The organism is Pedococcus aerophilus (genome assembly GCF_039532215.1).
GTDB classification, from domain to species: Bacteria; Actinomycetota; Actinomycetes; order Actinomycetales; family Dermatophilaceae; genus Pedococcus; species Pedococcus aerophilus.
The window spans coordinates 270487-295053 of sequence record NZ_BAAARN010000004.1 but is presented as its reverse complement, the minus strand read 5'-3'; the positions used below and the strand labels follow the sequence as shown (position 1 = coordinate 295053).

Sequence of the window (24567 nt, the reverse complement as noted above, 5' to 3'; positions counted from 1 at the left end):
GGTGCGGGGGTGGGGTCCTGACCCGTGTCCGGGCGATGGGTGTGCCGGAACCAGCGCGAATCGCCCCTCGTGGACCCGTCGCAGGACCATTCGCGCACGATCTGGCGGAGCTGGCCCCTCAGCACCAGCGTCGAGGCCGGCTGAGCGCTAGCTGGTCGGCAGGTCGACGGCACCGCCGTAGCGGCGGTCGCGCTCGGCGTAGGTCTGGATGGCCTGCCAGAGGTGCCGGCGGTCGTAGTCCGGCCAGAGCGTGTCCTGGAAGACCATCTCCGCGTAAGCGCTCTGCCACAGCAGGAAGTTGCTCGTCCGCTGCTCCCCCGACGACCTCACGAACAGGTCGACGTCGGGCATGTCGGGCTCGGGCAGGTGGCGGGCGATCGTCTTCTCGTCGATCGACCCGGGCTTGAGCTTGCCCCGCTGCACCTGCTCGGCGATCTTCTGCACCGCGTCCGCGATCTCGGCGCGACCGCCGTAGTTGACGCAGAAGTAGAGGGTCAACCCGGTGTTGTCCCTGGTCAGCTCCTGGGCGGTCTCGAGCTCCTTGATGACCGAGCCCCACAGTCGCGGGCGCCGACCGACCCAGCGCATCCGCACGCCCCACTCGTGCAGCTGGTCGCGCCGTCGACGGATGACGTCGCGGTTGAACCCCATGAGGAACCGGACCTCGTCGGGGCTGCGCTTCCAGTTCTCCGTCGAGAACGCGTACGCCGACAGGTGGGTCACCCCGATGTCGATGGCACCGGCCACGACGTCGAGCAGCGCGGCCTCGCCTGCCTCGTGCCCCTTGGTGCGCGCGAGGCCCCGCTGGTTCGCCCAGCGACCGTTGCCGTCCATCACCACCGCGACATGGTTGGGCACGAGTTCCTTTGGCAGAGAAGGCGGTTGGGCCCCGCTCGGGTGTGCGAACGGCTTTGCGTATGCAGCGCTCACGCCTGCGCCGCCCGGGCTGCGGCGTGCGCCTGGTCGACCTTGGCCACCGCCGCGAACGCCTCACCGATCGCTGCCACGGCACCCGCCCCCTCGACGGGGTCCGACGCCGTCAGCGGCACGGCCGACCACGTCACCCGCGAGCTGGACGGGTTCAGGGCGTCGGGGTCACGTCGGTCCACGAGGCGCAACGATCGCACACCCCGCTCGAGGTGCCACTGGAGGAACGCACTCGCGAGCGTGCTGCCCTCACGACGGTGCCGACCGCCGGAGGCGTCGGCGACCACCCAGTCCCCCGCAAGCAGGGCCGCGAGGAGGGACAACGTCTCCGGCGCCGGCGCGGCAGAGCCGGGCGGGCGGCATACCGGGCACACGGTGCCTCCCGACGCGAGGTTGAAGGCGCGGTGCGGACCCTGCGCCCCGCACAGGGCGCAGTCGTGGAAGCTCGGCGCCCAGCCGGCGACCGCGAGCGCGCGCAGGAGGTAGGCGTCCAGGACGAGCCCGGGGTCGTGGGCACCCTCGGCCATCGAGCGCAGCGCGCCCTGGAGCAGGAGGTACTGCTGGAGGTTCGGCTCGCGCTCCTCGGTCAGCCGGTCGGCGGTCTCGAGCATCGCGGCGGCCGCGGTGTAGGTCGTGTAATCGCGGGCGAGGACATCGCCCCAGGAGGCCAGGGACTCGGCCTGGGTCACCGTGTCGAGGTTGCGTCCCTCGTAGCACTGGACGTCGACCATCATCGCCGGCTCAAGCCGCGCCCCGAACCTGCTCTTGGTGCGCCGGACGCCCTTGCCGACGACGCGCACCTTGCCCAGTCCCCGCGTGAGGAGGGTGACGATGCGATCGGCCTCGCCCAGCTTCTGGGTGCGCAGGACGATGCCTTCGTCGCGGTACAGGGGCATGGCTCCATTGTCTCCCACCAGCGCCGTGGGACCGGGAGGCGGTGCCGCACCCGGGTCGTCCGCTACTGTCGCCGCCCATGGACGCGGGCGCGGGCGACTGGCGACACGACCGGGTGGGCGCGGCCCTGCGGGGCGAGAACCCGACGGTGCTGCGACGGCTCGGCGCGGGCTTCGCGGTCATCGGTGACGTGCAGTTCCTCCCCGGCTACTGCGTCCTCGTCACCGATTCCCCGGGCATCGACCGGCTGACCGACCTCCCGCGCGGGCGTCGGCTCGCCTTCCTCGCCGACATGGATCTGCTCGGCGAGGCGGTCCAGACCGTCTGCGCGCGGCGGGACCCGGGGTTCCGGCGGATCAACCTCGAGATCCAGGGCAACCACGACGCGTTCCTGCACGCGCACGTGTGGCCGCGCTACGAGTGGGAGGGACCGGAGCACACCTGGCGTCCCGTGGCACTGCACCCGATCGAACGCTGGCGGGCACCGGAGCCGTCGACCGTGCTGGGACCGCAGCACGACGACCTGCGCGCCGACCTCGTGGCGGAGCTCGACCGTCTGGGTGCCAGCAACCACTAGAACAGGTGTTCGAACGCGAGGTATGCTGCCGGCATGGCCATGGCACTCCCCGCGCTCCAGGGGTCCCTGCTCGACACCGCCGACGAGATCGAGCTGCACGGGCTCGACGTGCGCCTCACGCGCACCGAGCTCAGCCGCGGCGCGTGGGTCGACTACCGCCCCGGCTGGCTGGGCGGTGCCGAGCAGCTCTTCGACGCACTCCACCACGACGTCCCCTGGTACGCCGAGAAGCGCGAGATGTACGAGCGCGTCGTCGACGTCCCTCGCCTGCTCAAGTTCTACGGCGAGGGCGAGGCACTTCCCCACCCGGTCCTCACCGAGGCCCGCGACCAGCTCAGCACCTGGTATGCCGCGGAGCTGGGTGAGCCCTTCGTCAGCGCCGGCATGTGCCTCTACCGCGACGGCCGCGACTCCGTCGCCTGGCATGGCGACCGGATCGGGCGGTCCAAGGACCAGGACACGATGGTCGCGATCCTGTCGATCGGCTCGGCACGTTCACTGATGCTCCGCCCGCGCGGCGGCGGCGAGTCACTGGGGTTCTCGCTCGGCCACGGCGACCTGGTCGTCATGGGCGGCTCGTGCCAGCGCACCTGGGACCACGCCATCCCGAAGACGAACCAGCCGGTGGGTCCACGCATCTCGATCCAGTTCCGCCCCCGAGGAGTCCGCTGATTGCGTCCACGCGCAAGTTCACGCAAAGCGCCCCATTCGGCTGAACGGCACTGGCACACTCCCTCGTGTACTCACGACTGCTTTGAGGGGATTTGTTCTGATGCGTCGACTCACCGCTGCCATCGCAGCCGCCATCCTGGTGCTCTTCGGCTGTGTGGCCCTGGCGGGCAGCGCCGCCGCCGCGCCCGGTGAGGTGACCATCACCGCCCCGGGGGAGGACGGCGAGGACACCACCCCGCTCATCGAAGGCACCGCCGACGCGGGCGTCGAGGTGCACGTCATCATCGCCTCGGACGAGGTCGACGTCGTCACCACAGAGGATGACGGCACCTGGAGCTACCAGGTCACCTCGCCGCTTCCCCAGGACGCCGCCACCTCCCTCCGCGCCGAGGTGCAGGACGAGAACGGAGGGGTGGTGGGTTCCGCCGAGCAGCCGTACTACGTCTGGCCCGAGCGGTCCACGCTCACCATCCTGTCCCCCACGAACGACCAGGTGGTGGGGCCGACCTTCGAGGTCAGGACCAAGGTCGTGGGCGATCCGAACCGCCTCGAGTACTTCACGGTCCAGGTGGACAACGAGGGCGTGACGGACGAGTTCGGCTTCGGCGACTACGAGGCGGGGATCTTCACCTCGACGGTCACCCCCAAGAACCTCCGCGACGGCACGCATTCGGTGAGCATCGTGGCCACCGACGTGTACGGGAGAGTCATCCGCTCCCCAGGTGGCCACCTTCACCGCGGACGTCACCCCGCCGAAGCAGCCGGTCCTGACCAGCCCTGCGGCCGGCAGCACCGTCACGACCAAGCAGTTCACCTTCCGGGGCACCGGCACGCCCGGGGACACCGTCGAGGTCGTGTTCGACCGCTCTGGCGAACCCGTCTCCGACCGAGTCGTGGTGGGCGCCGACGGGACGTTCGCCGCCCCGGTGTACGCGAGCGCGAAGCCGCCCTTCAACCCCTTCGACGGACTCGGACAGGGCCAGCGCGCCTACGGCTTCCGCCTGGTCGAGACCGACCCCTTGGGCAACCAGATCTCGAACGAGTTCGCGTTGACCATCGACCTACGTCCCGCGACCTCGACCCCGTCGCCTTCGCCGTCGACCCCGTCGACGACGGCTCCTTCCAGCCCCACGACCGCCGACCCGACCGGCTCGGGCTCAGCCCCCGCCGGCGCCTCGGGTTCGGGATCGACGCCTGCCAGCGCGGTCCCCGCCGTCGACAGCGGCGCAGAGCTCGCCAACACCGGACCCTCCACCCTGCCCGGAACAGCTGCAGCGCTGGCCCTCATCGCCATCGGCCTGGGCCTGACCCGCTTCTCGCGCAGGTTCGCCGGCGCGCGTCACTGACCGGCTCGGCCGGATCCGGTCAGGCGAGGCGCTTGGTGAAGACCGTCGTCGAGATCAGCGTGCCGTCGGCAGCACCGGCGAAGAGCGGGATCTCCCCGACGCGCTCCCAGCCGGCCCGCGCGTAGAGTCGCTCGGCGTCGCTTCCGGTCTCGGTGTCGAGGACGAGGGTGGTCCGCCCGAGACCGCGGGCGACGTCCTCGGCCGCCGCGAGCAAGGCTCCGGCGATGCCCCGACGGCGGTGCCCGGAGTGGACGAGCATCTTCCCGATGTCGGCCCGGTGCCGGCCGTTGGCCTGGGGCGCCGGCAGCACCCGCACGCACCCGACCACCTCGTCGCCCGTCCTGGCTATGACGACCACGGCCGTCGCGTCGGCCAGTGCCGACAGCCACCAGTCGCGTGCCTCGTCCAGCGCCAAGGGCGCGAGGAACCCCACGCTCGCGCCGTGCTCGACGCTGTCGACGAGGAGCCTCGCCAGCTCGCCCGCGAGGTGGTCGGCTGGGTCAGGACGATCGGCGCGGTCGGGGTGCTCGGCGCGGCCGGGGGCGTCGGCGGGTGCCGACCCGGCAGCATACGTCTCGATGCGTGTGCCGCCGGGTCCGGTCCTGCTGGCGCTCATCCTGCTCGTGCCAGTCGCCCGGCCGGTCCCGGTCAGTCCTGCTCGCGCAGGGCGCGGTTCACCGCGGACAGGACCGCGGTGAGCGAGGCCTTGACGATCGAGCTGTGCAGCCCGACACCCCACAGGACGCGGTCGCCCACGGCGCACTCGACGTAGGCGGCGGCGCGGGCGTCGCCGCCCGAGGACAGGGCGTGCTCGGCGTAGTCGAGGACGCGGACGTCCACACCCACGGTCGACAACGCGTCGATGAAGGCGGCGATCGGACCGTTGCCTGTGCCCTCGATGGAGACCTCGACGCCGTCGTCCAACATGGTGGCGACGATGCGGTCTGCACCCCCGGCCTGGCTCTCCAGCGCATGGCTGATCGGCGTGAACCGTCCCCAGGCGTTCGCCTCGCCGTCGACGGCGGGCAGGTACTCGTCCTGGAACACGTTCCACAGCTGGGCCGCGCTGACCTCGCCGCCCTCGGTGTCGGTCTTGGCCTGGACCACGCCGCTGAACTCGATCTGCAGGCGACGCGGCAGGTCGAGCTGGTGCTCCTTCTTGAGCAGGTAGGCGACCCCACCCTTGCCGGACTGGCTGTTCACGCGGACGACGGCCTCGTAGGAGCGACCGACGTCGTGCGGGTCGATCGGCAGGTACGGCACCCCCCAGACGAGCTCGTCGATCGGCTTGCCGGAGGAGGCCACCTGGCGCTCCATGTCCTCGAACCCCTTCTTGATCGCGTCCTGGTGCGAGCCGGAGAACGCCGTGAAGACGAGGTCGCCGCCCCACGGGTGGCGCTCGGCCACGGGCAGCTGGTTGCAGTGCTCGACGGTGCGCCGGATCTCGTCGAGGTCGGAGAAGTCGATCTGCGGGTCGATGCCCTGGCTGAACAAGTTCATGCCGAGGGTGACGAGGTCGACGTTGCCGGTCCGCTCACCGTTGCCGAACAGGCAGCCCTCGATGCGGTCCGCGCCGGCGAGGTAGCCGAGCTCGGCGGCGGCGACACCCGTGCCGCGGTCGTTGTGCGGGTGCAGGCTGACGACGATCGAGTCGCGGCGCTCGAGGTGGCGGATCATCCACTCGATCGAGTCGGCGTAGACGTTGGGCGTCGCCATCTCCACGGTCGCGGGGAGGTTGATGATCATCTTGTGGTCGGGCGTCGGGTCGATGACGTCGGCGACCTCGTTGCAGATCCGCACGGCGAACTCGAGCTCGGTGCCGGTGTACGACTCGGGGCTGTACTCGTAGTAGACGACCGTGTCGGGGATGGTCTCCTCGAGCTTGCGGCACAGGCGCGCCGCCTGGAGCGCGATGTCGACGATGCCGTCCTGGTCGAGCCCGAAGACGACGCGCCGCTGGAGCACCGATGTCGAGTTGTAGAAGTGCACGATCGCCTGCTTGGCGCCGCGGATCGCGTCGAAGGTGCGCTCGACGAGGTGGTCGCGGCACTGCGTGAGCACCTGGATCGTCACGTCGTCGGGGATCATGTCGTCCTCGATGAGCATGCGCACGAAGTCGAAGTCCGTCTGGCTCGCCGAGGGGAACCCGACCTCGATCTCCTTGTAGCCCATCCGCACGAGCAGCTCGAACATCCGCTTCTTGCGGTCCGGGCTCATCGGGTCGATGAGCGCCTGGTTGCCGTCGCGCAGGTCGACCGCGCACCATCGCGGTGCCGCCTCGAGGACCTTCGTCGGCCAGGTGCGGTCAGGGAGGTCGACCGCGATCTGGTCCTGGAAGGGGACGTACTTCGCCACGGGCATCCCGGACGGCTGCTGCGGATGAATCATGTTCTCTCGCCTATCGATTCGTTGCTCGGTGGTTCAGACAGAACCTCAGCCTGGGCAACGCTACTCCGCGACGAGGGGCGGCTGATCGGTCAGGCCCCGCCGCGGCGGCGAAGAAGGAGGCGCGAGAAACGCACACGTGGAGGGTATGCCGCCCACGCGGCATACGTCCATCGTCACCGGTGCACGGCCCACGATCCGGACGGCTCACTCCCCCACCCAGCCCTCCTCGAAAATCGCGGAGTAGGCGTTGAGGGCAGGCTGGCCACCGAGGTGGGCGTAGAGGACCGTGGAGTCGCGCGGGATGTCGCCGGAGGCGACGAGGTCGATGAGACCGGCCATGGACTTCCCCTCGTAGACGGGGTCGATGATCATGCCCTCGAGGCTGCCGCTGAGCCGGATCGCGTCGATCGTCGACTGGACGGGGATGCCGTAGAGGTCGCCGGCCCAGCCCTCGAGCACGGTCACCTCGTCCTCGCGAAGGGCCCGGCCCAGCCCGATGAGGTCGGCGGTGTGCTGGGCGATCCGCCGCACCTGCTCCCGGGTCTTGTCGAGGGTGGCGGACGCGTCGATGCCGATGACCCGCCGCGGACGCCCGCCCGCGTCCTCGAGCGCCGCGAACCCGGCGATCATCCCGGCGTGCGTGGACCCGGTGACCGTGCACACGACGATCGTGTCGAAGAAGACGCCCAGGTCCTTCTCCTGCTCGGCGACCTCGTAGGCCCAGTTGGCGAAGCCGAGCCCTCCGAGCGCGTGCTCGCTGGCGCCGGCCGGGATGCCGTAGGGCGTGCCGCCGGACTCCTCGACCTCGCGCAGCGCGTCCTCCCACGACGTGCGGATGCCGATGTCGAACCCGTGCGGGTCGAGCCGTGAGTCGGCGCCCATGATGCGCGACAGCAGGATGTTGCCGACCTTGTCGTTGACCGGGTCGTCCCAGTCCACCCACTTCTCCTGGACGAGGCGGCACTTGAGCCCGAGGTGGGCGGCGACCGCAGCGACCTGACGGGTGTGGTTCGACTGGTACCCGCCGATGGAGACGAGGGTGTCGGCACCCGAGGCGAGGACGTCGGGGACGATGTACTCCAGCTTGCGGGTCTTGTTGCCACCGAAGGCGAGACCGCTGTTGACGTCCTCGCGCTTGGCCCAGACCTGCGCCCCGCCGAAATGCTCGGTCAGGCGTGCCAGGCGGTGCACCGGGCTCGGGCCGAACGTCAACGGGTGGCGCGGGAAGTCATGGATCGACATGCTCAGTCTCCTTGTGCTGCAAGGTGTTCGGCGTCATTCGTCAGGGCGTCCAGCAAAGGCTCGAGGGTCTGCCACGTCTCGAACGAGACCTTGGCAGCAGCCTCGGTGTCGCCCTGCGCACACAGGTCGATGAGCCGGGCGTGCAGGGCCACGGACCCACGCCCGGAGAGGGAGGCGAACCGCAGGCGCTCCACGCGGCGAAGGACCGGCGTGTACTGCTCCAGCACGGCCGCCACCGCGGCGTTGCCGGCAGCCACGACCGGTACGGCGTGCAGCTCGTCGTCCGCCTCGAGGGCGGCATCAGGGTCGCCGGACCGCAGTGCCGCGTCGAAGCGTGTGTTCGCAGCCCGCATGCGGTCGAGGTCATCGTCGGTCAGCAGCCCGACCGCCTCACGGACCGCCAGCTCGTGCAGGGACGCGACGACGGACTGTGCGTCACGGACCGCACGAGCATCCAGGGACGCGACCGTGGTCGACCGCCCCGGCCGCGCCGCCACGAGGCCCGCCTGTTGCAGCCGTAGCAGCGCCTCCCGCACCGGCGTCCGGCTCACGCCGAGCCAGACAGCCAGCTCCTGGTCGCGGAGCTGCTCCCCCGGCTCGAGGGTGCCGTCGACGATGGCGTCGCGCAGCCGTCGGTAGACGTCGTCGCGCAGCAACGCCCGGCCGACCGGAGGGGCGGGCGAGTTCGATGACGGTGGGACGGGCATGCGATATATTGCATATCCCCCGCGCACCTTTCGTCAAGCCCGGGATCCACGCCCTCCCGCCAAGGTGTCCGCGACACCGTCGAGCTCGTCGATGGTGCGCGTGCGCAGGATCGGCGACCCGACGAGCCACAGCACCGCGAGGGTCCCGCCGGCAGCCGCGAGGACGAGCGTCGGGGCGATGCCGATCCACTCCCCGAGGAAGCCGCCCAGGACTGCGCCCGCGGGCCGGATGCCGTAGTTGACGGTGGAGAACGCCCCGGCCACCCGACTGCGGACGTCGTCCGGGATGACCGCGGTCTGCAGCGCGTTGAGCGGCACGTCGAGCCACATCACCCCGAGACCCGTGACGAACTCGACGAGACCCAGCACCCCGGCGCGCATCCACAGTGGCCCACCGGCGAGCGGGAGCAGTGCGACCGGCGCCGAGAACAGCACGCCCCCGAGCAGGATCGTGCGCCCGACCCCGAACAGGGACGTCGCCCGTCGCGCCAGCACCGCCCCGAGCAGACCGCCCGTCGCCCCGACCCCCAAGACGAGACCGATGACCCCGGGGGACAGCCCCAGGTGGCGGCTCGCAAACAGGATGAGCAGCGCCGCGACGACGAAGTTGAAGAAGTTCACGGTGGTCGCGAACGCCAGCGACACCCGCAGGTACGGATGGCGCAGCACCAGCGCCATACCTTCACGGGCCCGGCGCAGCAGCGCAGGCGCACCCTCACGGTCCACCGGCGGATCGGTGACCCGCACTCCCCGGATCAGGACCGCCGACACGGCGAAGGTGAGGGCATCGACAAGCATCGCGACGGGTGCTGTGAGGAGCTGGATCAGGCCACCGGCTGCCGCGGGTCCGGCCACGAACGAGAAGGACCGGGTGGTGCTGAGCAGGCTGTTGGCCTCGACGTACTGGTCACGCCGGACCAGCGCGACGAAGAAGCTCGGGTAGGCCGTCTGGTAGAGAACCTGACCGAGCCCGGCGAGCAGGGCGACCACGAACAGCTGCCCGATCGTGACGACGCCGAACCAGTGCGCGACAGGAAGGCTCAGCAGCACCGCACACCGCAGGAGGTCGGCGAGCACGAGCAGCCGACGCTTGCGCTCGTGGTGGTCCACCCAGGTGCCGACGAGCAGCGAGAGCAGGTTGGGCGCCCACACCGCCGCGGTCAGCAGGCCGACGGTGGGCGCAGTCGCGTGCAGCGTGGTGACGGCGATGAGCGGGAGCGCGAGCTCGGTGATGCGGTCGCCGAACTGGGAGACGCCCTGGCCCATCCAGTAGCGACCGAAGCGCCGGTCCCGCCACAGCGCCGTGTCGCTCACGCCGACTCACCGGTGTCCGTGGGGGCCTCGGGAAGGACGTAGCGCAGCAGCCGGACCGGGCGCGTGCCCTCCACCGCCGGGCCGCCGGACTTGCGCAGCACGTATGGCGCGAGGACGGCCTCGATGGCTGCCTCGACCTGCTCGAGCTCGTCCGCGGTGACGAGGACCGTGGTGTCGGAGAGCCCGGCGGAGCGCCGCCAGGCGGCCTCGAGCAGGGGTTCGGTCTCGCGCGCCCAGGCCTGGGGACGATCGCGCGCTTGGTCGAACAGCACGTGTTCGAGCAGGGTGGCGGCGTCGCGGCCGTCCTCGTCCGGCGCCGGGGTGAACCGGAAACCACGTCCCACCGCCTCCCACCAGCGCTGGCGACCGTCGGACTCGACCTCGGCGTCACGCACGAGTCCGTGCTCGGCCAGGTGCCGAAGGTGCCAGCTGGTCACCGACGGTGTCGCACCGACCTCGGGCGCCAGGGCCGTCGCGGTGCTGGGGCCGTGCCGCTGCAACCGGTCGAGGATGGCCAGCCGGGTCGGGTGGGCCAGGGCGCGCATGCTGCGCGGGCTGAGCTCGACGTCGTCGTACGGGTTGGACATCGGCCGGCTTCCTGGACGTGAGAGAACTGTTTCGAGAGGACTCTCTCATACTCTTCTGGCACCCACCAGACCCCGGAAATGGACGTGCGGCGACCCACCCTCGACCGCCACCATGGGCCCATGAACCTGCCCGACGGACTCGTCGCCCGCCCGCTGGAGCCGACCGATGCCGGGGTGATGTACGAGCTGTTCGCCGCCTCGGAGCTGGCCGACACCGGCGAGGTCGCCGTCGAGCCCGAGGACATCGAGGGCGACTGGCAACGACCGAGCTTCGACCTCGCCACAGAGAGCATCGGGGTCTTCGACGGGGAGTCACTCGTCGCGGCGGCCGAGGTCTACAAGACGCGACGGGCCGAAGCGACGGTGCACCCGGACCACCGTGGTCGTGGCATCGGGTCGTGGCTGGCGCGCTGGGTCGAGGACTGCTCCCGTCGGCGGGGAGGGCACCTCGTGGGTCAGAGCGTGCCCGTCGGCAGCTCGGCCGAGCAGCTGTACCGGTCGCTGGGCTACCGACACGGGTGGCAGTCCTGGGTGCTCGTCGTCCCGGAAGGCGCGGCGATCGCGCCGCAACCGCTCGCGACCGGGTACACGCTGCGCGACCTCGTCCCAGCCGGAGCTGGCGACGAGGGGGTTGGTGTCGAGGGGGTTGGTGGCGAGGGGGTTGGTGGCGAGGGGGTTGGTGGCGAGGGGGTTGCTGGCGAGGGCGGTGGCGACGCGCACGCTGCATACCGGCTGGTCGAGGACGCGTTCAACGAGTGGCCGGACCGCCAGCCCAGCTCGTTCGAGGACTGGGCGGCCGGCACGGTGCGGCGGCCCGGGTTTGAGCCGTGGCAGATCAGGTTCGCCGTCGACCCGGACGGGATCCCGGTGGGCGTCGCGTTCACGATCGTCGCGGACGGGTGCGGCTACGTCGACCAGCTCGCCGTCCGCGCCGACCAGCGCGGGCGCGGCCTCGCCAGGGCGCTGCTCGTCGACGCCTTCGAGCGAGCCCGCGAGCACGGCGCGACGCGCAGCGAGCTGTCGACGGACTCACGCACCGGCGCACTCCCCCTCTACGAGCACGTGGGGATGGTGGTGAGCAAGCGCTACCAGCACTGGATGACCGACGTCTGACGCCTACCCACCGGGCGTGAGGTCCGCCGTCCGCCACCGGGTCGGGCGCACGGTGAACACGGACTCGGGGCCGAAGCTCTCCTGCGCCATCGCGAGGTAGGCGTCGGCTCCCTCGACCCCCAGGTATCGCCGCGCCAGGCGCGTCCGGTCCTCCGTCGTGGCCACCCGCTCGCCCACGAGCTCCACGTCGATCGACGCGTAGCGGACGCGCGGCTCGACCGTGTCGACCACGAGGGTCGCCACCCTTCGGGACGTGACGCCGGGCGTCAGCGGCGCTTGAGGAGCTCCTCGGCGATCTGCACGGCGTTGAGGGCAGCACCCTTGCGCAGGTTGTCCCCCACGACGAAGAGCACGAGGCCCTTGCCGGCCGGCGCAGCCTGGTCGGCGCGAACGCGACCGACGTACACGTCATCGCGTCCTGCGGCCTCGAGCGGGTTGGGGACGTCCGCGACGACGACACCCGGGGCCTTGGCCAGCAGCTCGAGCGCGCGCTCAGGTGAGATCTCCCGGTCGAACTCGGCGTGGATCGCGAGCGAGTGCCCCGTGAACACCGGCACGCGGACACAGGTGCCCGAGACCCGCAGGTCGTCGATGTGCAGGATCTTGCGCGACTCGTTGCGGAGCTTCTGCTCCTCGTCGGTCTCGAGCGACCCGTCGTCGACGATCGACCCGGCGAGCGGGATCACGTTGAACCCGACGGGAACGGCGTAGACGTTCGGCGCCGGGATCTCGACCGAGCGGCCGTCGAGCGCGAGGTCGGCAGGCTTGCCGGCGGCATACCCACCACGGAGCTGGCCGTCGAGCTCGTCCACGCCCTTGCCACCCGAGCCGGACACGGCCTGGTACGACGCGACGGTGAGGCGAACGAGGCCGGCCTCGTCGTGCAGCGGCTTGAGGACCGGCATCGCGGCCATCGTGGTGCAGTTGGGGTTGGCGACGATGCCCTTGGGGATCGTGTCGAGGTCGTCGGCGTTGACCTCGCTCACGACGAGCGGGACCTCGGGGTCCTTGCGCCAGGCGGAGGAGTTGTCGACGACGACGGCGCCGGCGGCGGCGACCTTCGGTGCGAGCTCCTTGGAGGCCGCACCACCGTTGGAGAACAACGCGATGTCGATGCCGGAGAAGTCAGCCGTCGCCGAGTCCTCGACGGTGACCTCGCCGCCGGCCCACGGCAGCGTCGTGCCGGCAGAGCGCGCCGACGCGAAGAAGCGGATCTCGTCGACCGGGAAGGCCCGCTCGGCGAGGAGTGCACGCATGACCGAGCCGACCTGCCCGGTGGCCCCGAAAACACCAATTCTCATGGGGCCAAGGATAGGTCGGCTCGGTCGTGCACCGGCTCAGCGGCTCACGATGTGGCAGAACCTGCGCGCACATCGGCAGCCACGAGCTCGTCGTCCTGCCTGTCGTCCAGCTCGCTGTCGGTCGTCGGTGCCGTCGGCACCAGGTCGCCGACACCCTCACCGGGTGCGGACTCCTCGTACGTCAGCGTGAAGTCGTCCCCGTGCTCGGTGACCCCCGCGACGACGGCCTGCTCGACGGCAGCCACGGCGTAGGCCCGACGCACGATCATCGGGTCGCTGCTCAGGTCCTTGACCAGCGCGATGGCCAGCCCGATCATCACGAGCAGGAACGGCAGGGCAGCCACGATGGTGATGTTCTGCAGACCCGACAGGGCGTCCTCACCACCGACGAGGAGCATGACGGCGGCGACGGCACCGGTGGCCGCGCCCCAGAAGATCACCGTCTTGCGGCTCGGCGCCAGGGTGCCCCGCTCGGAGAGCGTGCCCATGACGATCGAGGCCGCGTCGGCACCGGAGATGAAGAAGATCGCGACGAGGACCATGACGAGCACCGAGGTGATCGTGGCCAGCGGCATGTGCGAGAGCATCTCGAAGAGCGTGCCCTCGGCCGACCCTGCGCCGGCGACGTCCGTGCCACCGCGCTGCATGTCGATGCCGGCGCCACCGAAGATCGCGAACCACACGAGCGAGACGACGCTCGGCACGAGCAGGACACCGGTGACGAACTGGCGGATGGTGCGCCCGCGCGAGATGCGCGCGATGAACATGCCGACGAAGGGGGTCCAGCTGACCCACCACGCCCAGTAGAAGATCGTCCAGCCGGACAGCCACTCCTGCATGGCGTCGCCGCCCGCGGCGTCGGTGCGCGCCGACATCATGGCGAGGTTCTGGAAGTAGCTGCCGACCTCGGTCGGGATGAGGTTGAGGATGAAGACCGTCGGGCCGACGACGAAGACGAAGGCGGCGAGGGCCAGGGCCAGCACCATGTTGATGTTGGACAGCCACTGGATGCCCTTGGCGAGGCCGGAGACCGCCGAGAGGATGAAGCACACGGTCAGCACCGCGATGATGGCGACGAGCACCATGTTGCCGGTCTTCCCGAGGCCGGCGACGATCTCGAGGCCGGAGCCGATCTGCAGGGCGCCGAGCCCCAGGGAGGCGGCTGAGCCGAACAGCGTCGCGAAGATGGCGAGCATGTCGATGACGCGACCGGCAGGGCCACCGGCGCGCCTCTCGCCGAGGAGCGGCGCGAACGCCGAGCTGATGAGCAGCGAGCGGCCCTTGCGGAAGACGCCGTAGGCGACCGCGAGGCCGACGACCGCGTAGATCGCCCACGGGTGCAGGGTCCAGTGGAAGAGCGTGGTGGCCATGGCGTTCTGCACGGCCTCGGGATTCCCGGCGGCACCGGTCCCGGGCGGCGGGGTGACGAAGTGCGAGAGCGGCTCGGAGACGCCGTAGAACATCAGGCCGATGCCCATGCCCGCGGAGAACATCATGGCGATCCACGAGACCGTCCTGAACTCCGGCTCCTCGTCGTCACGGCCGAGCGGGATGCGCCCGTACTTGCTGGCGGCGAGCCAGATGACGAACAGGACACAGCCGGAGGCGAGCAACGAGAACAACCAGCCCATGTTGTGCACGACCCAGCCCAGGCCGGCGCCAGAGGCCGAGCTCAGGGTGTCTGTGCTGAGGAATCCCCACAGCACGAACGCGATCGCGATCGCCGCGGTCACTCCGAAGACGATCGTGTCGACCTTCTGGGGCTCCTCGGCAGGGTGCTCCTCGATGACGGGGTCGAGGGCGGGGTGCAGGGCGTCGAGGGCGTCGTTCTCGCCCGCGGCCTGGGCCGGTGCGGCCGGGCCTGTCTTGGTCAGTGTCGTGTCCACGTGGTGTAGGCGCCCTCGTTGGGGAGGGCGCCGCTCCTTCGCTGTTCTGGGGTAGTTGCGTAACAAAACCGTCGTTGGTCAACCGCCCACTGTGCCGAGAAGGAGCACACATCTCAAATCGCGGACCGCGGGAACTCTCCCGTCACTTCACCGAACCTGTTGGTGCGCAACGAGATCCGCGTATGCCGTGACCCTCACCACTCGTCGCGCAAACCCCGTGAACCCCGCAAACCACGCACGCGCCGTCCGGGCCGCAGCAGCCACGGTCGCCGGGCCGGCTGCGCCTCCGGGTCAGAAACCCAGGCGCTGCAGCTGCTTGGGGTCGCGCTGCCAGTCCTTGGCGATCTTCACGTGCAGGTCGAGGTACACCCGCTGGCCGAGCAGCTCCTCGATCCCCACCCGGGCGTTGGTGCCCACCTCACGCAGCCGCGAACCACCGCGGCCGATGATGATGGCCTTCTGCGACGACCGTTCGACGAAGACGTTGACCCGCACGTCGAGCATCGGCTTGTCGGCCGGGCGGTCGGGGCGCTGGACCATCTCCTCGACCACGACGGCCAACGAGTGCGGGAGCTCGTCGCGGACCCCTTCGAGGGCAGCCTCGCGGACGAGCTCGGCGATCATCACCATCTGCGGCTCGTCGGTGAGGGTGCCTGCGGGGTACAACGGACCGGGTGACGTCGGCAGGTAGCTCGACAGCACCTCGGTGACCTCGCCGACCTGCGAACCGTCGACGGCCGAGCAGGGCACGATGGCGTCCCACGAGCCGAGCTGGTCGATGGAGATGAGGTGCTCGGCCAGCCGCTGCCGGTCGACCCGGTCGGTCTTGGTGGCGATCGCCACGACCGGACGACGCTTGCCCTGCTGGATCTCCTTGAGCTCACGGGCGATGAACCCGTCGCCGGGCCCGATCTTCTGGTCCGCCGGGAGGCAGAACCCGATGACGTCGACCTCGAGCAGCGTCTCGCGCACGACGTCGTTGAGCCGCTCCCCCAGCAGGGTGCGCGGCTTGTGCAGGCCCGGCGTGTCGACGAGGACGAGCTGCGAGCGCTCGTTGGTGACGATCCCGCGGATGGTATGGCGCGTGGTCTGCGGCTTGGACGACGTGATGGCGACCTTGTGCCCGACCATCGCGTTGGTCAGCGTGGACTTCCCGGCGTTGGGACGGCCCACGAGGCAGGCGAACCCGGCCAGGTACGGCTTCTCCCCCGACGGCGACCCGTCGGCATACCCCTCGGATGATCCGGAACCACTCGCAGTCATGACACTCCCTCGCGCTCGGGCTCCACCGTAGTGCGCTCGGAGGCGTCCTCGGACCCACCCTCGGGCGTCACCGGGATCCGGGTCACGATCACCGAGGCGATCCGGTGGCGGCGACCCGCCATGCGTTCGGCGGTCAGGGCGAGCCCGGACACCTCCGCGCGCGAGCCGACGATCGGCACCCGGCCGATGCTCTTGCCGATCAGGCCCCCCACGGTGTCGACCTCGTCCTCGTCGATCTCGACGTCGAACAGGTCGGCCAGGTCGTCGATGTCCATCGTCGCGGGCACCCGCACGGAACCGTCGCCGAGGTCCTCGACACCGGGGGCCTCGCGGTCGTACTCGTCGGCGATCTCACCCACGATCTCCTCGATGATGTCCTCGATGGTGACCAGCCCTGCGGTGCCGCCGTACTCGTCGACGACCACGGCGAAGTGGCTCTGGTCGCGCTGCATCTCGCGCAGCAGGTCGTCGACCGGCTTGCTCTCGGGGATGTAGTGCATCGGGCGCATCTGCGTCGTCACGGGCAGCGACCCCGCGTCGTGGTCGGCGTTGACGCGGCGGGCGACGTCCTTGAAGTAGAGCAGGCCGAGGATGTCGTCGGACCCGTCGCCGACGACCGGGATGCGGGAGAACCCGGACCGCAGGAACAGCGACATCGCCGAGCGCAGCGACTTCTCACCGTCGATGGTCACCATGTCGGTGCGCGGGACCATCACCTCACGAGCGACGGTGTCACCGAGCTCGAAGACCGAGTGGATCATCTCCCGCTCGCCGGCCTCGATGACCGAGCTCTCCCCCGCCAGGTCGACGAGGTCGCGCAGCTCCGACTCGCTCTGGAACGGCCCGTCGCGGTAGCCCCGTCCCGGGGTCACGGCGTTGCCGAGGGCGATGAGGACGCGGGCGACCGGCCCGAGCAGGGTCCGCAGCCACACGATGACCGGGGAGGCGATGAGCGCGACGGCATCAGAGTTCTGCCGGCCGAGCGTGCGGGGCGACACCCCGACCACGACGAACGACACGAGCGCCATCACCCCGATCGCGATGAGCAGCGGCTTCCAGAACCCATCGACGAGGTCGACCGCCCCGAGCGTGATGAGCACGGCGGTCGTGGCCTCCGCCACGACGCGCAGGAACGCCGTGACGGACAGGTATGCAGCGCTGTCACCGACGATGCGCATCAACGACTTCGAGCCGGCGCGCTTCTCCTCGAGCAGCTCGTGGGCCCGCACCCGCGACATCCGCCACAGGGCGGCCTCGGACGCGGAGAGCAGGAAGGCGACCGCGATGCTGAGCAGCGCAGCCAGGACGAGTCGGGTCATCGTCGTGCCATCAGGTGGTGGGGCGACCACGGCCCGCGAGGAACGTCAGCAGCAGCTGGCGCTGGAGCTCGAACATCTCGCGCTCCTCCTCGGGCTCGGCGTGGTCGTAGCCCAGCAGGTGCAGGATGCCGTGCGTGGTGAGGAGCAGGAGCTCCTCCTCGGTGGCGTGGCCGGCCTCGGCCGCCTGCTTCTCCGCGACGGACGGGCACAGCACGATGTCGCCGAGGACGCCCTCCTCGGGCTCCTCGCCGTCCCGGCCGGGCCGCAGCTCGTCCATCGGGAACGACATGACGTCGGTGGGTCCGGGCAGGTCCATCCACTGCACGTGGAGGACCTCCATGGCGGCCTCGTCCACGAGGCGCAGGCACAGGTCGGCACCGGGGTGCACCCGCATCTCGCTCATGACGTACTTGCTCAGGGCCACCAGCTCGAGCTCGTCGAGCCGGTGGTCGGTCTCATTGAGAACGTCGACGCTCACGCTGGACCCGCCCTCCCTGCTGCTGTCCGTGCGTCTCGCCCTGCTGGTCGTCCCAGCGGCCGTAGGCGTCGACGATGGCACCGACGAGGCGGTGCCGGACGACGTCCTGCGGGCTGAGGACCGAGAAGTGGATGTCGTCGACGCCGGTGAGGATGTCGCGCACCACGCGCAGCCCCGACCGCGAGCCGTCGGGCAGGTCGACCTGGGTGACGTCGCCGGTGACGACCATCTTGGAGCCGAAGCCCAGTCGGGTCAGGAACATCTTCATCTGCTCGGGCGAGGTGTTCTGCGCCTCGTCGAGGATGATGAACGCGTCGTTGAGCGTGCGGCCACGCATGTAGGCCAGCGGCGCCACCTCGATCGTCCCGGCGGCCATGAGGCGCGGGATCGACTCGGGGTCGACCATGTCGTGCAGCGCGTCGTAGAGGGGGCGCAGGTAGGGGTCGATCTTGTCGTTGAGCGTGCCGGGCAGGAAGCCGAGCCGCTCGCCCGCCTCCACCGCCGGTCGGGTGAGGATGATGCGGTTGACCTGCTTGGCCTGGAGCGCCTGGACGGCCTTGGCCATCGCGAGGTAGGTCTTGCCCGTGCCGGCGGGGCCGATGCCGAAGACGACCGTGTGCGTGTCGATGGCGTCGACGTAGTGCTTCTGGTTCAACGTCTTCGGGCGGATCGTGCGGCCGCGCGAGGAGACGATGTTCATCGTCAGCACGTCGGCGGGGCGCTCCGTGGTCTGGGCGCGCAGCATGCTGATGGAGCGCTCGACGGCGTCCCGGTTCAGCGGCTGGCCGCCCTCGATCACGGCGAGCAGCTCGTCGATGGTCCGCTCGGCCAGGGCCACCTCGGCGCTGGGCCCGGTGAGGTGGAACTCGTTGCCGCGGACGTGGATCTGCAGCTGCGGGAAGGCACGCTCCATCGTGCGGAGCAGCTCGTCGCGGGGTCCGAGGAGGGTGACCATCTGGACCTGCGGAGGGATCTCGACGGTGTGGGTGGGCAGGGAGTGCACGCTCTCGGGCGCGCCCCCCGGCGTGGTCGGCTGATCGGCATCAGGCATGGTCGGGCCAGTCTACGGTGCTGCTCAGCCGGGTGGCCACGCCATTGCCCGGCCGCCCAGCACGTGCAGGTGGGCGTGGAAGACGCTCTGCTGGGCGTCGGCGCCGGTGTTGAACACCGTGCGGTAGCCGGTGTCCGCGACCCCTTCCTGCGCGGCGACCTGCGCCACGGCCACCAGCAGCGCCGCCGCGTCCTCCGGGCGCTCTGCGGCGAGACCGGCGGCGGTGGCCACGTGGTGTCGCGGGATGACCAGCACGTGGGTCGGGGCGTGGGGGTCGAGGTCGCGGAATGCCACCGTGGCCTCGTCCTCGTGCACCACCGTGGCCGGAATCTGGCCCGCGACGATCTTGCAGAACAGGCAGTCGGGGTCGGTCGCGCGCGCGGCGGCGCCGGTGGGCTGTTTCGAGGGCTCCGCCGTCGGATCCTGCGCTGAGTCGGTCGCACCAGTCATGCAGGCGAGCGTATCGGCGGGTCAACCGAAGACGCTGGTTGCGCGTCAAGGGAGCGTGAGACTGTTGAGCGTGGCAGAGCGCGAGCCCCGCGGGGAGCCCGGGAACGGGCGTGGCGGTGCGGGCGGCGGACGGGCCGGGACCCCCGGCGCCGACGCACCGAGCGCCGACGTCGCCATCGCCGAGCTGTATGCAGCCCACTGGACCGGACTGGTCCGCCTCGCCTGGCTCCTCCTGCGGGACGACCTAGCGGCCGAGGAGGTCGTGCAGGACGCGTTCATCGCGGTGCACCGCCGCTGGGACTCCCTTCGCAACCACGAGAGCGCGGCGGCCTACCTGCGCCGCGCCGTCGTGAACGGAGCGCGCTCCGGCCTGCGCCACCGCGGCGTCGAGGAGCGGTACCTGTCACGGGAGCAGGGCGAGCCCACCACCTACGCACGACGCACCGAGGCGAGCGCCGAGGAGCGCGCCCTCGACGCAGAAGCCACCAGCTCCATGGTCGTGGCGCTCGGGCGGTTGCCCCAGCGCCAGAGAGAGGTCCTGACGATGCGCTACTACCTCGACCTGAGCGAGGCCGAGATCGCCGACGCGCTCGGCATCTCCGCCGGTTCGGTCAAGGCCCACGCCCACCGCGGCCTCGCCGCCCTGCGCGACCGGATGGAGGTGTCGTCATGAGCGACCGCACCGAGTTCCTGCACCCCGACTTCGAGCCCGGCGAGTTCGACCGCATCGAGCGCGAGCTGCGCCGCACGCTGAGCCAGGAGGCGGGTCGGGTCAGACCGGCCGAGCGGCTCGACACGATCCTGCACGAGGCCCGCACCGCCGGCCCCGTCACGGCGACGGGTGGCACCGGGGTGCGCCGCTGGCTCGTCCCGGCCGCGGCCGCGGCCGTCGTCGCTGCCATCGCCGGAGGCGTGTGGGTCTCGAACCAGGACCCGTCCGTGGTCCCCGGCCCGCCGGCCGGGAGCCCCTCGGCCACGGCACCCGCACCCACGGGCACGGCCAGCGGCACCGCGAGCGCGACCGACCAGCCCACCACCGCCCCGTCGACGTCGGGCGCGTCCACGTCCGGTCCGTCGACGTCCGGCCCGACCACCTCGGGACCGGCAGCGACGACGGTGGCACTCCCCGCGTACTTCGTCGGCCCCATCGGTGACTCCGTGCCCACGTACAAGCTCTTCCGTGAGTTCGTCCGCACACCCCTTCCCGCCGGCGCCACGGACGTCGACAAGGTCGTGGCCGCCCTGGGGCTGGCCGTGAACGCGCAGCCGTACTCCAACACCGACGGCTACCTCCAGCCGTGGTCCGGCACGACGGTCACCGCCGCGACCGTCACCGCCGACGCCATCGAGGTCCGGCTGAGCGGTCCCGGTGCGGAGGGTTTCACCCCCGAGATCCAGCGCCTCGCCGTGCAGCAGCTCGTCTGGACGGCCCAGGCCGCCGTCGGCCGGGGCAACCTGCCCGTGCGGTTCGAGATCGAGGGCGGCGGGACGAAGCTGTTCGGATCGATCGCGACCGACCAGGCGTTCACCCGTCCATCGGCCGACGAGTCCTGGAAGGACCTGGCCCCGGTCTGGATCACCTCGCCCACCCGCGACCAGGTGCTGCCGTCGGCAGCGACCGTCAAGGTCGCCGGAGAGGCGACCGTGTTCGAGGCGACGGTGAGCTGGGAGCTCCGCAGGGGCACGACGCTCGTCACGCGGGGCAACGCCATGGCCACCCTCGGCGCCCCCGGCCGTGGCACCTACTCGTTCGACCTCGGCACCCTCTCCCCCGGCACCTACACGGTCAAGGTCTACGAGGCGAGCGCCAAGGACGGATCCGTCGCTGCTGAGGACTCGGTCACCTTCACGGTGAAGTAGCCCTTCCGGGCGGGTTCAGCGCCAGCGGGACGCCGCGCTGAGCACCGCCAGGGCCGCTGGTCCGGCGCTCGACGAGCGCAGCACGGTCGACCCCAGCCGCACCGTGACTGCACCCGAGGCCTCGAGGGCGGTCACCTCCTCGGGGGTGATCCCACCCTCGGGACCGACGACCACGAGGACCTCTCCCTCGCTCGGAAGTGCCTGTGCTGCAAGGCTCTGCGTGGCGTCCTCGTGGAGCACGTATGCCGCCGCGGCGCCGGCGACCCGCGTGGCGAGGGTCTTCGTCGTCGCCAGCTCCGCAACGACGGGCACCCGCGACCGGCGGGACTGCTTGGCCGCTGCGACGACGGCCGACTCCCACTTGCGGCGGGCCTTGTCGCCGCGGTCGCCGCGCCACTGGACGATGCAGCGCGAGGCCTGCCACGGGACGACCTCGTCCACCCCGAACTCGGTCGCCGCCTCGACGGCCTGGTCGTCACGGTCCCCCTTGGCGAGCGCCTGGACGAGAACGAACCTAGGGCTCGGCTCGTCCTCGGCAGACAGGTCGGCCACGACGAGCTCGAGCTCGGCCTTCCCCGCCCCGACCACGTCGCACGTCGCGCGCCGCCCGGCACCATCGGCGAGCAGGACCTGCTCACCCGGCGCGATCCGTCGGACGGTGGCCGCATGGCGCCCCTCGGGGCCGTCGAGCACGACCCGGTCGCCGACCCCGACCCCCGCGAGCAGGGTGGGGTCCACCAGGAACAGCGGGAGCGTCATGCGGGCAGCCTAGAGATCGGGACCGGGGGCGGGAGCCGCGGGCTCGAGCTCCTACTTGGCCTTGAAGGCGTCGCGGAGCTTGCCGAACAGACCCGGGTGAGCGGGCGTCATACGGCCCTCGGGGCGCTCCTCGCCACGCAGCGCGGCGAGCTGGCGCAGGAGCTCCTCCTGCTGCTCGTCGAGCTTGGTCGGCGTGAGGATCGTCGCGTGGACGATGAGGTCGCCACGGCCACCACCGCGCAGGTGGGTGACGCCGAGGCCGCGCACGGTCATCACGTCACCGGACTGCGTGCCCGGCTTGATCTCGAGCTCGTTGACGCCGTCGAAGGTGTCGAGCTTGAGGGTGGTGCCGAGGGCTCCGGCGGTCATCGGCAGCTCGACCGTGCAGTGCAGGTCGTCGCCGCGGCGCTGGAACGTCTGGTGCGGGCGGACCGCCACCTCGACGTAGAGGTCGCCGGCGGGACCGCCGCCCTGGCCGACCTCACCCTCGCCGGTGAGCTGGATCCGCGTGCCGGTGTCGACGCCGGCCGGAACCTTGATCTTCAGGTTGCGGCGGGTGCGGACCCGCCCGTCGCCGGAGCACTCGAAGCAGGGGCTGACGAGGACCTCGCCGTAGCCCTGGCAGGTCATGCACGGGCGGGTCGTCATGACCTGGCCGAGGAAGGACCGCTGCACCTGCTGGATCTCACCGCGACCCGCGCAGACGTCGCAGGTGCGGCGGGACGTGCCGGGCTGGGCGCCGTCACCGTGGCAGGTCGAGCACACGACCGCGGTCTCGACGGTGAGCTCCTGCTCACCACCGAACACGGCGTCGGCGAGGTCGAGGTCGAGCCGGATCAGGGCGTCCTGGCCGCGGCGCTGGCGCGAGCGCGGTCCGCGCTGGGCCTGGCCGGCGCCGGCACCGAAGAACGCGTCCATGATGTCGCTGAAGGAGAAGCCCTGGCCGAACCCGGCCGCACCGGCGGCATACGGGTCGGCGCCCTGGTCGTAGGAGCGCTTCTTGTCGGCGTCCGAGAGGACGTCGTAGGCCTGGGAGACCTTCTTGAACTGCTCCTCGGCCTCGGGGCTGGGGTTGACGTCCGGGTGCAGCTTGCGCGCCATCTTGCGGTACGCCCGCTTGATGTCCTCCGGCGACGCGTCCTTGGAGACGCCCAGGTCCTGGTAGTAGTCGTTCAACGAGTGTCCTTGTCAGTGGTGCGTGGTGCGTGGTCGTGGTGCGGTGGCGGCAGGCCCTCGGAGCAGGTCCTCGGGCCGGGCCCTCACTGCGCCAGGATGCGGGAGACGTACGTGGCGACTGCCCGCACCGACGCCATCGTCGTGGGGTAGTCCATGCGGGTGGGGCCGAGGACGCCGAGCCCGGCCACGAGGTCGGAGCCGGTGCCGTACTCGGTCGCGACGACCGAGGTGGACTGGAGCCCCGCGAACGGGTTCTCGTGCCCGATGCGGACCGAGACGAGGTCGCTGTTCTCGCGGGCGGTCCCGAGCAGCTTGAGGAGCACGACGTGCTGCTCGAGCGCCTCGAGGACGGGTCCGATGCTGAGCGGGAAGTCGGTGCCGACCCGGGCGAGGTTGGAGGTGCCAGCCAGCACGACCCGCTCCTCGCGCTCCTCGACCAGGGCGTCCTCGAGGGAGCGGACGACGGCACGCACGAGGTCGCGGTCGGCCGGCTCGAACTCGTCGGGCAGCGACGCGAGCGACGCGGCGGCGTCGACGAGGCGCTGGCCCACCGCACTGGCGTTGATCTTGGCGCGGACCAGGCCGAGGGTGGCCTCGCCCTCGGTCGTCGACAGGTCGTGGGTCGTCTCGATGACCCGCTGCTCGACCCGGCCGGTGTTGACGATGAGCACGACCATGAGGCGGGTCGCGCCCATCGGGACGAACTCGATGTGCCGCACGGAGGACCGCGTCAGCGACGGGTACTGCATCACCGCGACCTGGCGGGTCAGCGAGGACAGCAGCCGCACGGTGCGCGCGACGACGTCGTCGAGGTCGACGGCGCCCTCGAGGAACTGCGCGATCGCCGAGCGCTCGGCGGCAGACATCGGCTTGACCGAGCTCAGCCGGTCGACGAACAACCGGTAGCCCGCGTCGGTGGGGACCCGTCCCGCGCTCGTGTGGGGGGCGGCGATCAGCCCCTCCTCCTCGAGCGCAGCCATGTCGTTGCGGACGGTGGCAGCCGAGACCCCGAGGTGGTGGCGCTCGAGGAGCGCCTTGGACCCCACGGGCTCGGAGGTCTCGACGTAGTCCTGCACGATCGCGCGCAGCACGGCGAGACGACGTTCCTCGCTCATCGGACACCTCCCTGCGGTCGGTCTGGTTGGGTGAGCGCTCAGCGGGCCGGACCACGCTGGCACTCATGCTCAGCGAGTGCCAAGTCTACGGTGTTCCCGACCGCGGCACCGCACCGGCGGCGCGTCCTCGCGGACGGCGGCG

General features: G+C 71.0%; 24 protein-coding genes and 1 pseudogene. 6 read left to right on the top strand and 19 right to left on the bottom strand.

Annotation, left to right across the window (positions count from 1 at the left end; genetic code table 11):
• Positions 1 to 147: 147 nt before the first annotated feature.
• The gene (locus ABD286_RS15955) at positions 148 to 930 is read right to left on the bottom strand and encodes an isoprenyl transferase (RefSeq protein WP_344195229.1); all 783 of its coding nucleotides are present in this window, start codon (positions 928 to 930) and stop codon (positions 148 to 150) included.
• A gap of 170 nt (positions 931 to 1100) precedes the next feature.
• A pseudogene (recO, locus tag ABD286_RS15950) lies at positions 1101 to 1823 on the bottom strand (DNA repair protein RecO); the annotation flags it as partial.
• A gap of 77 nt (positions 1824 to 1900) precedes the next feature.
• Between recO and ABD286_RS15945 the strand changes: the two are divergent.
• From ABD286_RS15945 to ABD286_RS15935, 3 genes are all read left to right on the top strand, one after another.
• Positions 1901 to 2398 carry an HIT family protein gene (locus tag ABD286_RS15945; RefSeq protein WP_344195227.1) on the top strand — a complete coding sequence of 166 codons (498 nt, stop codon included), beginning with the start codon at positions 1901 to 1903 and terminating at the stop codon, positions 2396 to 2398.
• A 33-nt stretch (positions 2399 to 2431) separates the two neighbouring features.
• Entirely contained in the window at positions 2432 to 3070 is a 639-nt protein-coding gene (locus tag ABD286_RS15940) for an alpha-ketoglutarate-dependent dioxygenase AlkB (RefSeq protein ID WP_425565407.1), read from the top strand.
• Positions 3071 to 3792: 722 nt separating this feature from the next.
• Complete coding sequence (locus tag ABD286_RS15935; RefSeq protein WP_344195225.1) at positions 3793 to 4416, top strand: Ig-like domain-containing protein; 624 nt, start codon at positions 3793 to 3795, stop codon at positions 4414 to 4416.
• A gap of 19 nt (positions 4417 to 4435) precedes the next feature.
• Here the strand turns inward: ABD286_RS15935 and ABD286_RS15930 are convergent, their stop codons facing one another.
• The 6 genes from ABD286_RS15930 to ABD286_RS15905 all read right to left on the bottom strand — a co-directional run bounded on the left by ABD286_RS15930 (position 4436) and on the right by ABD286_RS15905 (position 10654).
• Positions 4436 to 5032: a GNAT family N-acetyltransferase gene (locus tag ABD286_RS15930; RefSeq protein WP_344195223.1), complete on the bottom strand. Its 597-nt coding sequence runs from the start codon at positions 5030 to 5032 to the stop codon at positions 4436 to 4438.
• A gap of 32 nt (positions 5033 to 5064) precedes the next feature.
• On the bottom strand, positions 5065 to 6804 hold the full coding sequence (gene leuA / locus ABD286_RS15925; protein ID WP_344195221.1) for a 2-isopropylmalate synthase: 1740 nt from the start codon (positions 6802 to 6804) through the stop codon (positions 5065 to 5067).
• 204 nt (positions 6805 to 7008) lie between these two features.
• Positions 7009 to 8046, bottom strand: coding sequence for a 1-aminocyclopropane-1-carboxylate deaminase (locus tag ABD286_RS15920; RefSeq protein ID WP_344195219.1), 1038 nt, complete (start codon positions 8044 to 8046; stop codon positions 7009 to 7011).
• A 2-nt stretch (positions 8047 to 8048) separates the two neighbouring features.
• On the bottom strand, positions 8049 to 8753 hold the full coding sequence (locus tag ABD286_RS15915; protein ID WP_344195217.1) for a GntR family transcriptional regulator: 705 nt from the start codon (positions 8751 to 8753) through the stop codon (positions 8049 to 8051).
• 33 nt (positions 8754 to 8786) lie between these two features.
• On the bottom strand, positions 8787 to 10067 hold the full coding sequence (locus ABD286_RS15910; RefSeq protein ID WP_344195215.1) for an MFS transporter: 1281 nt from the start codon (positions 10065 to 10067) through the stop codon (positions 8787 to 8789).
• On the bottom strand, positions 10064 to 10654 hold the full coding sequence (locus ABD286_RS15905; protein WP_344195213.1) for an ArsR/SmtB family transcription factor: 591 nt from the start codon (positions 10652 to 10654) through the stop codon (positions 10064 to 10066). Before ABD286_RS15905 ends, ABD286_RS15910 begins: the two co-directional genes overlap by 4 nt.
• 120 nt (positions 10655 to 10774) lie before the next feature.
• Between ABD286_RS15905 and ABD286_RS15900 the strand changes: the two genes are divergently transcribed.
• A complete protein-coding gene (locus tag ABD286_RS15900) occupies positions 10775 to 11767 on the top strand; it encodes a GNAT family N-acetyltransferase (protein ID WP_344195211.1) in 993 nt (330 codons plus the stop codon).
• A 3-nt stretch (positions 11768 to 11770) separates the two neighbouring features.
• Here ABD286_RS15900 and ABD286_RS15895 read toward each other — a convergent pair whose 3' ends face one another.
• The 8 genes from ABD286_RS15895 to ABD286_RS15860 form a co-directional block, all read right to left on the bottom strand.
• Entirely contained in the window at positions 11771 to 12010 is a 240-nt protein-coding gene (locus ABD286_RS15895; RefSeq protein ID WP_344195209.1) for a hypothetical protein, read from the bottom strand.
• Between the two features lie 23 nt (positions 12011 to 12033).
• The gene (locus ABD286_RS15890; RefSeq protein ID WP_344195207.1) at positions 12034 to 13068 is read right to left on the bottom strand and encodes an aspartate-semialdehyde dehydrogenase; all 1035 of its coding nucleotides are present in this window, start codon (positions 13066 to 13068) and stop codon (positions 12034 to 12036) included.
• Between the two features lie 44 nt (positions 13069 to 13112).
• Complete coding sequence (locus ABD286_RS15885; RefSeq protein WP_344195516.1) at positions 13113 to 14879, bottom strand: BCCT family transporter; 1767 nt, start codon at positions 14877 to 14879, stop codon at positions 13113 to 13115.
• Positions 14880 to 15245: 366 nt separating this feature from the next.
• A complete protein-coding gene (gene era, locus ABD286_RS15880; protein WP_344195205.1) occupies positions 15246 to 16217 on the bottom strand; it encodes a GTPase Era in 972 nt (323 codons plus the stop codon).
• On the bottom strand, positions 16214 to 17536 hold the full coding sequence (locus ABD286_RS15875; protein ID WP_344195203.1) for a hemolysin family protein: 1323 nt from the start codon (positions 17534 to 17536) through the stop codon (positions 16214 to 16216). Before ABD286_RS15875 ends, era begins: the two co-directional genes overlap by 4 nt.
• Before the next feature lie 10 nt (positions 17537 to 17546).
• Positions 17547 to 18014, bottom strand: coding sequence for an rRNA maturation RNase YbeY (gene ybeY, locus ABD286_RS15870; protein WP_344195201.1), 468 nt, complete (start codon positions 18012 to 18014; stop codon positions 17547 to 17549).
• Complete coding sequence (locus tag ABD286_RS15865; protein WP_344195199.1) at positions 17992 to 19065, bottom strand: PhoH family protein; 1074 nt, start codon at positions 19063 to 19065, stop codon at positions 17992 to 17994. Before ABD286_RS15865 ends, ybeY begins: the two co-directional genes overlap by 23 nt.
• Positions 19066 to 19089: 24 nt before the next feature.
• Positions 19090 to 19515 carry a histidine triad nucleotide-binding protein gene (locus ABD286_RS15860; protein ID WP_344195197.1) on the bottom strand — a complete coding sequence of 142 codons (426 nt, stop codon included), beginning with the start codon at positions 19513 to 19515 and terminating at the stop codon, positions 19090 to 19092.
• Positions 19516 to 19585: 70 nt separating this feature from the next.
• Here ABD286_RS15860 and ABD286_RS15855 point away from each other — a divergent pair, with 70 nt between their 5' ends.
• Entirely contained in the window at positions 19586 to 20188 is a 603-nt protein-coding gene (locus ABD286_RS15855) for a SigE family RNA polymerase sigma factor (protein ID WP_344195195.1), read from the top strand.
• Positions 20185 to 21375 (top strand): Gmad2 immunoglobulin-like domain-containing protein, encoded by a 1191-nt coding sequence (locus ABD286_RS15850; protein ID WP_344195193.1) that lies wholly within the window; start codon positions 20185 to 20187, stop codon positions 21373 to 21375. Before ABD286_RS15855 ends, ABD286_RS15850 begins: the two co-directional genes overlap by 4 nt.
• A gap of 15 nt (positions 21376 to 21390) precedes the next feature.
• On the opposite strand, the gene ABD286_RS15845 is transcribed toward ABD286_RS15850, so the two are convergent.
• The 3 genes from ABD286_RS15845 to hrcA form a co-directional block, all read right to left on the bottom strand.
• A complete protein-coding gene (locus ABD286_RS15845) occupies positions 21391 to 22134 on the bottom strand; it encodes a 16S rRNA (uracil(1498)-N(3))-methyltransferase (protein ID WP_344195191.1) in 744 nt (247 codons plus the stop codon).
• A gap of 51 nt (positions 22135 to 22185) precedes the next feature.
• Positions 22186 to 23310 carry a molecular chaperone DnaJ gene (gene dnaJ / locus ABD286_RS15840; RefSeq protein ID WP_344195189.1) on the bottom strand — a complete coding sequence of 375 codons (1125 nt, stop codon included), beginning with the start codon at positions 23308 to 23310 and terminating at the stop codon, positions 22186 to 22188.
• A gap of 83 nt (positions 23311 to 23393) precedes the next feature.
• Positions 23394 to 24425 carry a heat-inducible transcriptional repressor HrcA gene (gene hrcA, locus ABD286_RS15835; protein WP_344195187.1) on the bottom strand — a complete coding sequence of 344 codons (1032 nt, stop codon included), beginning with the start codon at positions 24423 to 24425 and terminating at the stop codon, positions 23394 to 23396.
• Between the last annotated feature and the right edge of the window lie 142 nt (positions 24426 to 24567).

Excerpts from the sequence above, each read along its gene's own strand:
- ABD286_RS15945 (WP_344195227.1), top strand. The coding sequence starts at position 1,901 with ATGGACGCGGGCGCGGGCGACTGGCGACACGACCGGGTGGGCGCGGCC.
- era (WP_344195205.1), bottom strand. The coding sequence starts at position 16,217 with ATGACTGCGAGTGGTTCCGGATCATCCGAGGGGTATGCCGACGGGTCG.
- ABD286_RS15930 (WP_344195223.1), bottom strand. The coding sequence starts at position 5,032 with ATGAGCGCCAGCAGGACCGGACCCGGCGGCACACGCATCGAGACGTAT.
- hrcA (WP_344195187.1), bottom strand. The coding sequence starts at position 24,425 with ATGAGCGAGGAACGTCGTCTCGCCGTGCTGCGCGCGATCGTGCAGGAC.
- ABD286_RS15915 (WP_344195217.1), bottom strand. The coding sequence starts at position 8,753 with ATGCCCGTCCCACCGTCATCGAACTCGCCCGCCCCTCCGGTCGGCCGG.
- ABD286_RS15865 (WP_344195199.1), bottom strand. The coding sequence starts at position 19,065 with ATGCCTGATGCCGATCAGCCGACCACGCCGGGGGGCGCGCCCGAGAGC.
- ABD286_RS15940 (WP_425565407.1), top strand. The coding sequence starts at position 2,432 with ATGGCCATGGCACTCCCCGCGCTCCAGGGGTCCCTGCTCGACACCGCC.
- ABD286_RS15845 (WP_344195191.1), bottom strand. The coding sequence starts at position 22,134 with ATGACGCTCCCGCTGTTCCTGGTGGACCCCACCCTGCTCGCGGGGGTC.
- ABD286_RS15900 (WP_344195211.1), top strand. The coding sequence starts at position 10,775 with ATGAACCTGCCCGACGGACTCGTCGCCCGCCCGCTGGAGCCGACCGAT.
- ABD286_RS15890 (WP_344195207.1), bottom strand. The coding sequence starts at position 13,068 with ATGAGAATTGGTGTTTTCGGGGCCACCGGGCAGGTCGGCTCGGTCATG.
- leuA (WP_344195221.1), bottom strand. The coding sequence starts at position 6,804 with ATGATTCATCCGCAGCAGCCGTCCGGGATGCCCGTGGCGAAGTACGTC.
- ABD286_RS15860 (WP_344195197.1), bottom strand. The coding sequence starts at position 19,515 with ATGACTGGTGCGACCGACTCAGCGCAGGATCCGACGGCGGAGCCCTCG.
- ABD286_RS15920 (WP_344195219.1), bottom strand. The coding sequence starts at position 8,046 with ATGTCGATCCATGACTTCCCGCGCCACCCGTTGACGTTCGGCCCGAGC.
- ABD286_RS15875 (WP_344195203.1), bottom strand. The coding sequence starts at position 17,536 with ATGACCCGACTCGTCCTGGCTGCGCTGCTCAGCATCGCGGTCGCCTTC.
- ABD286_RS15850 (WP_344195193.1), top strand. The coding sequence starts at position 20,185 with ATGAGCGACCGCACCGAGTTCCTGCACCCCGACTTCGAGCCCGGCGAG.
- ABD286_RS15905 (WP_344195213.1), bottom strand. The coding sequence starts at position 10,654 with ATGTCCAACCCGTACGACGACGTCGAGCTCAGCCCGCGCAGCATGCGC.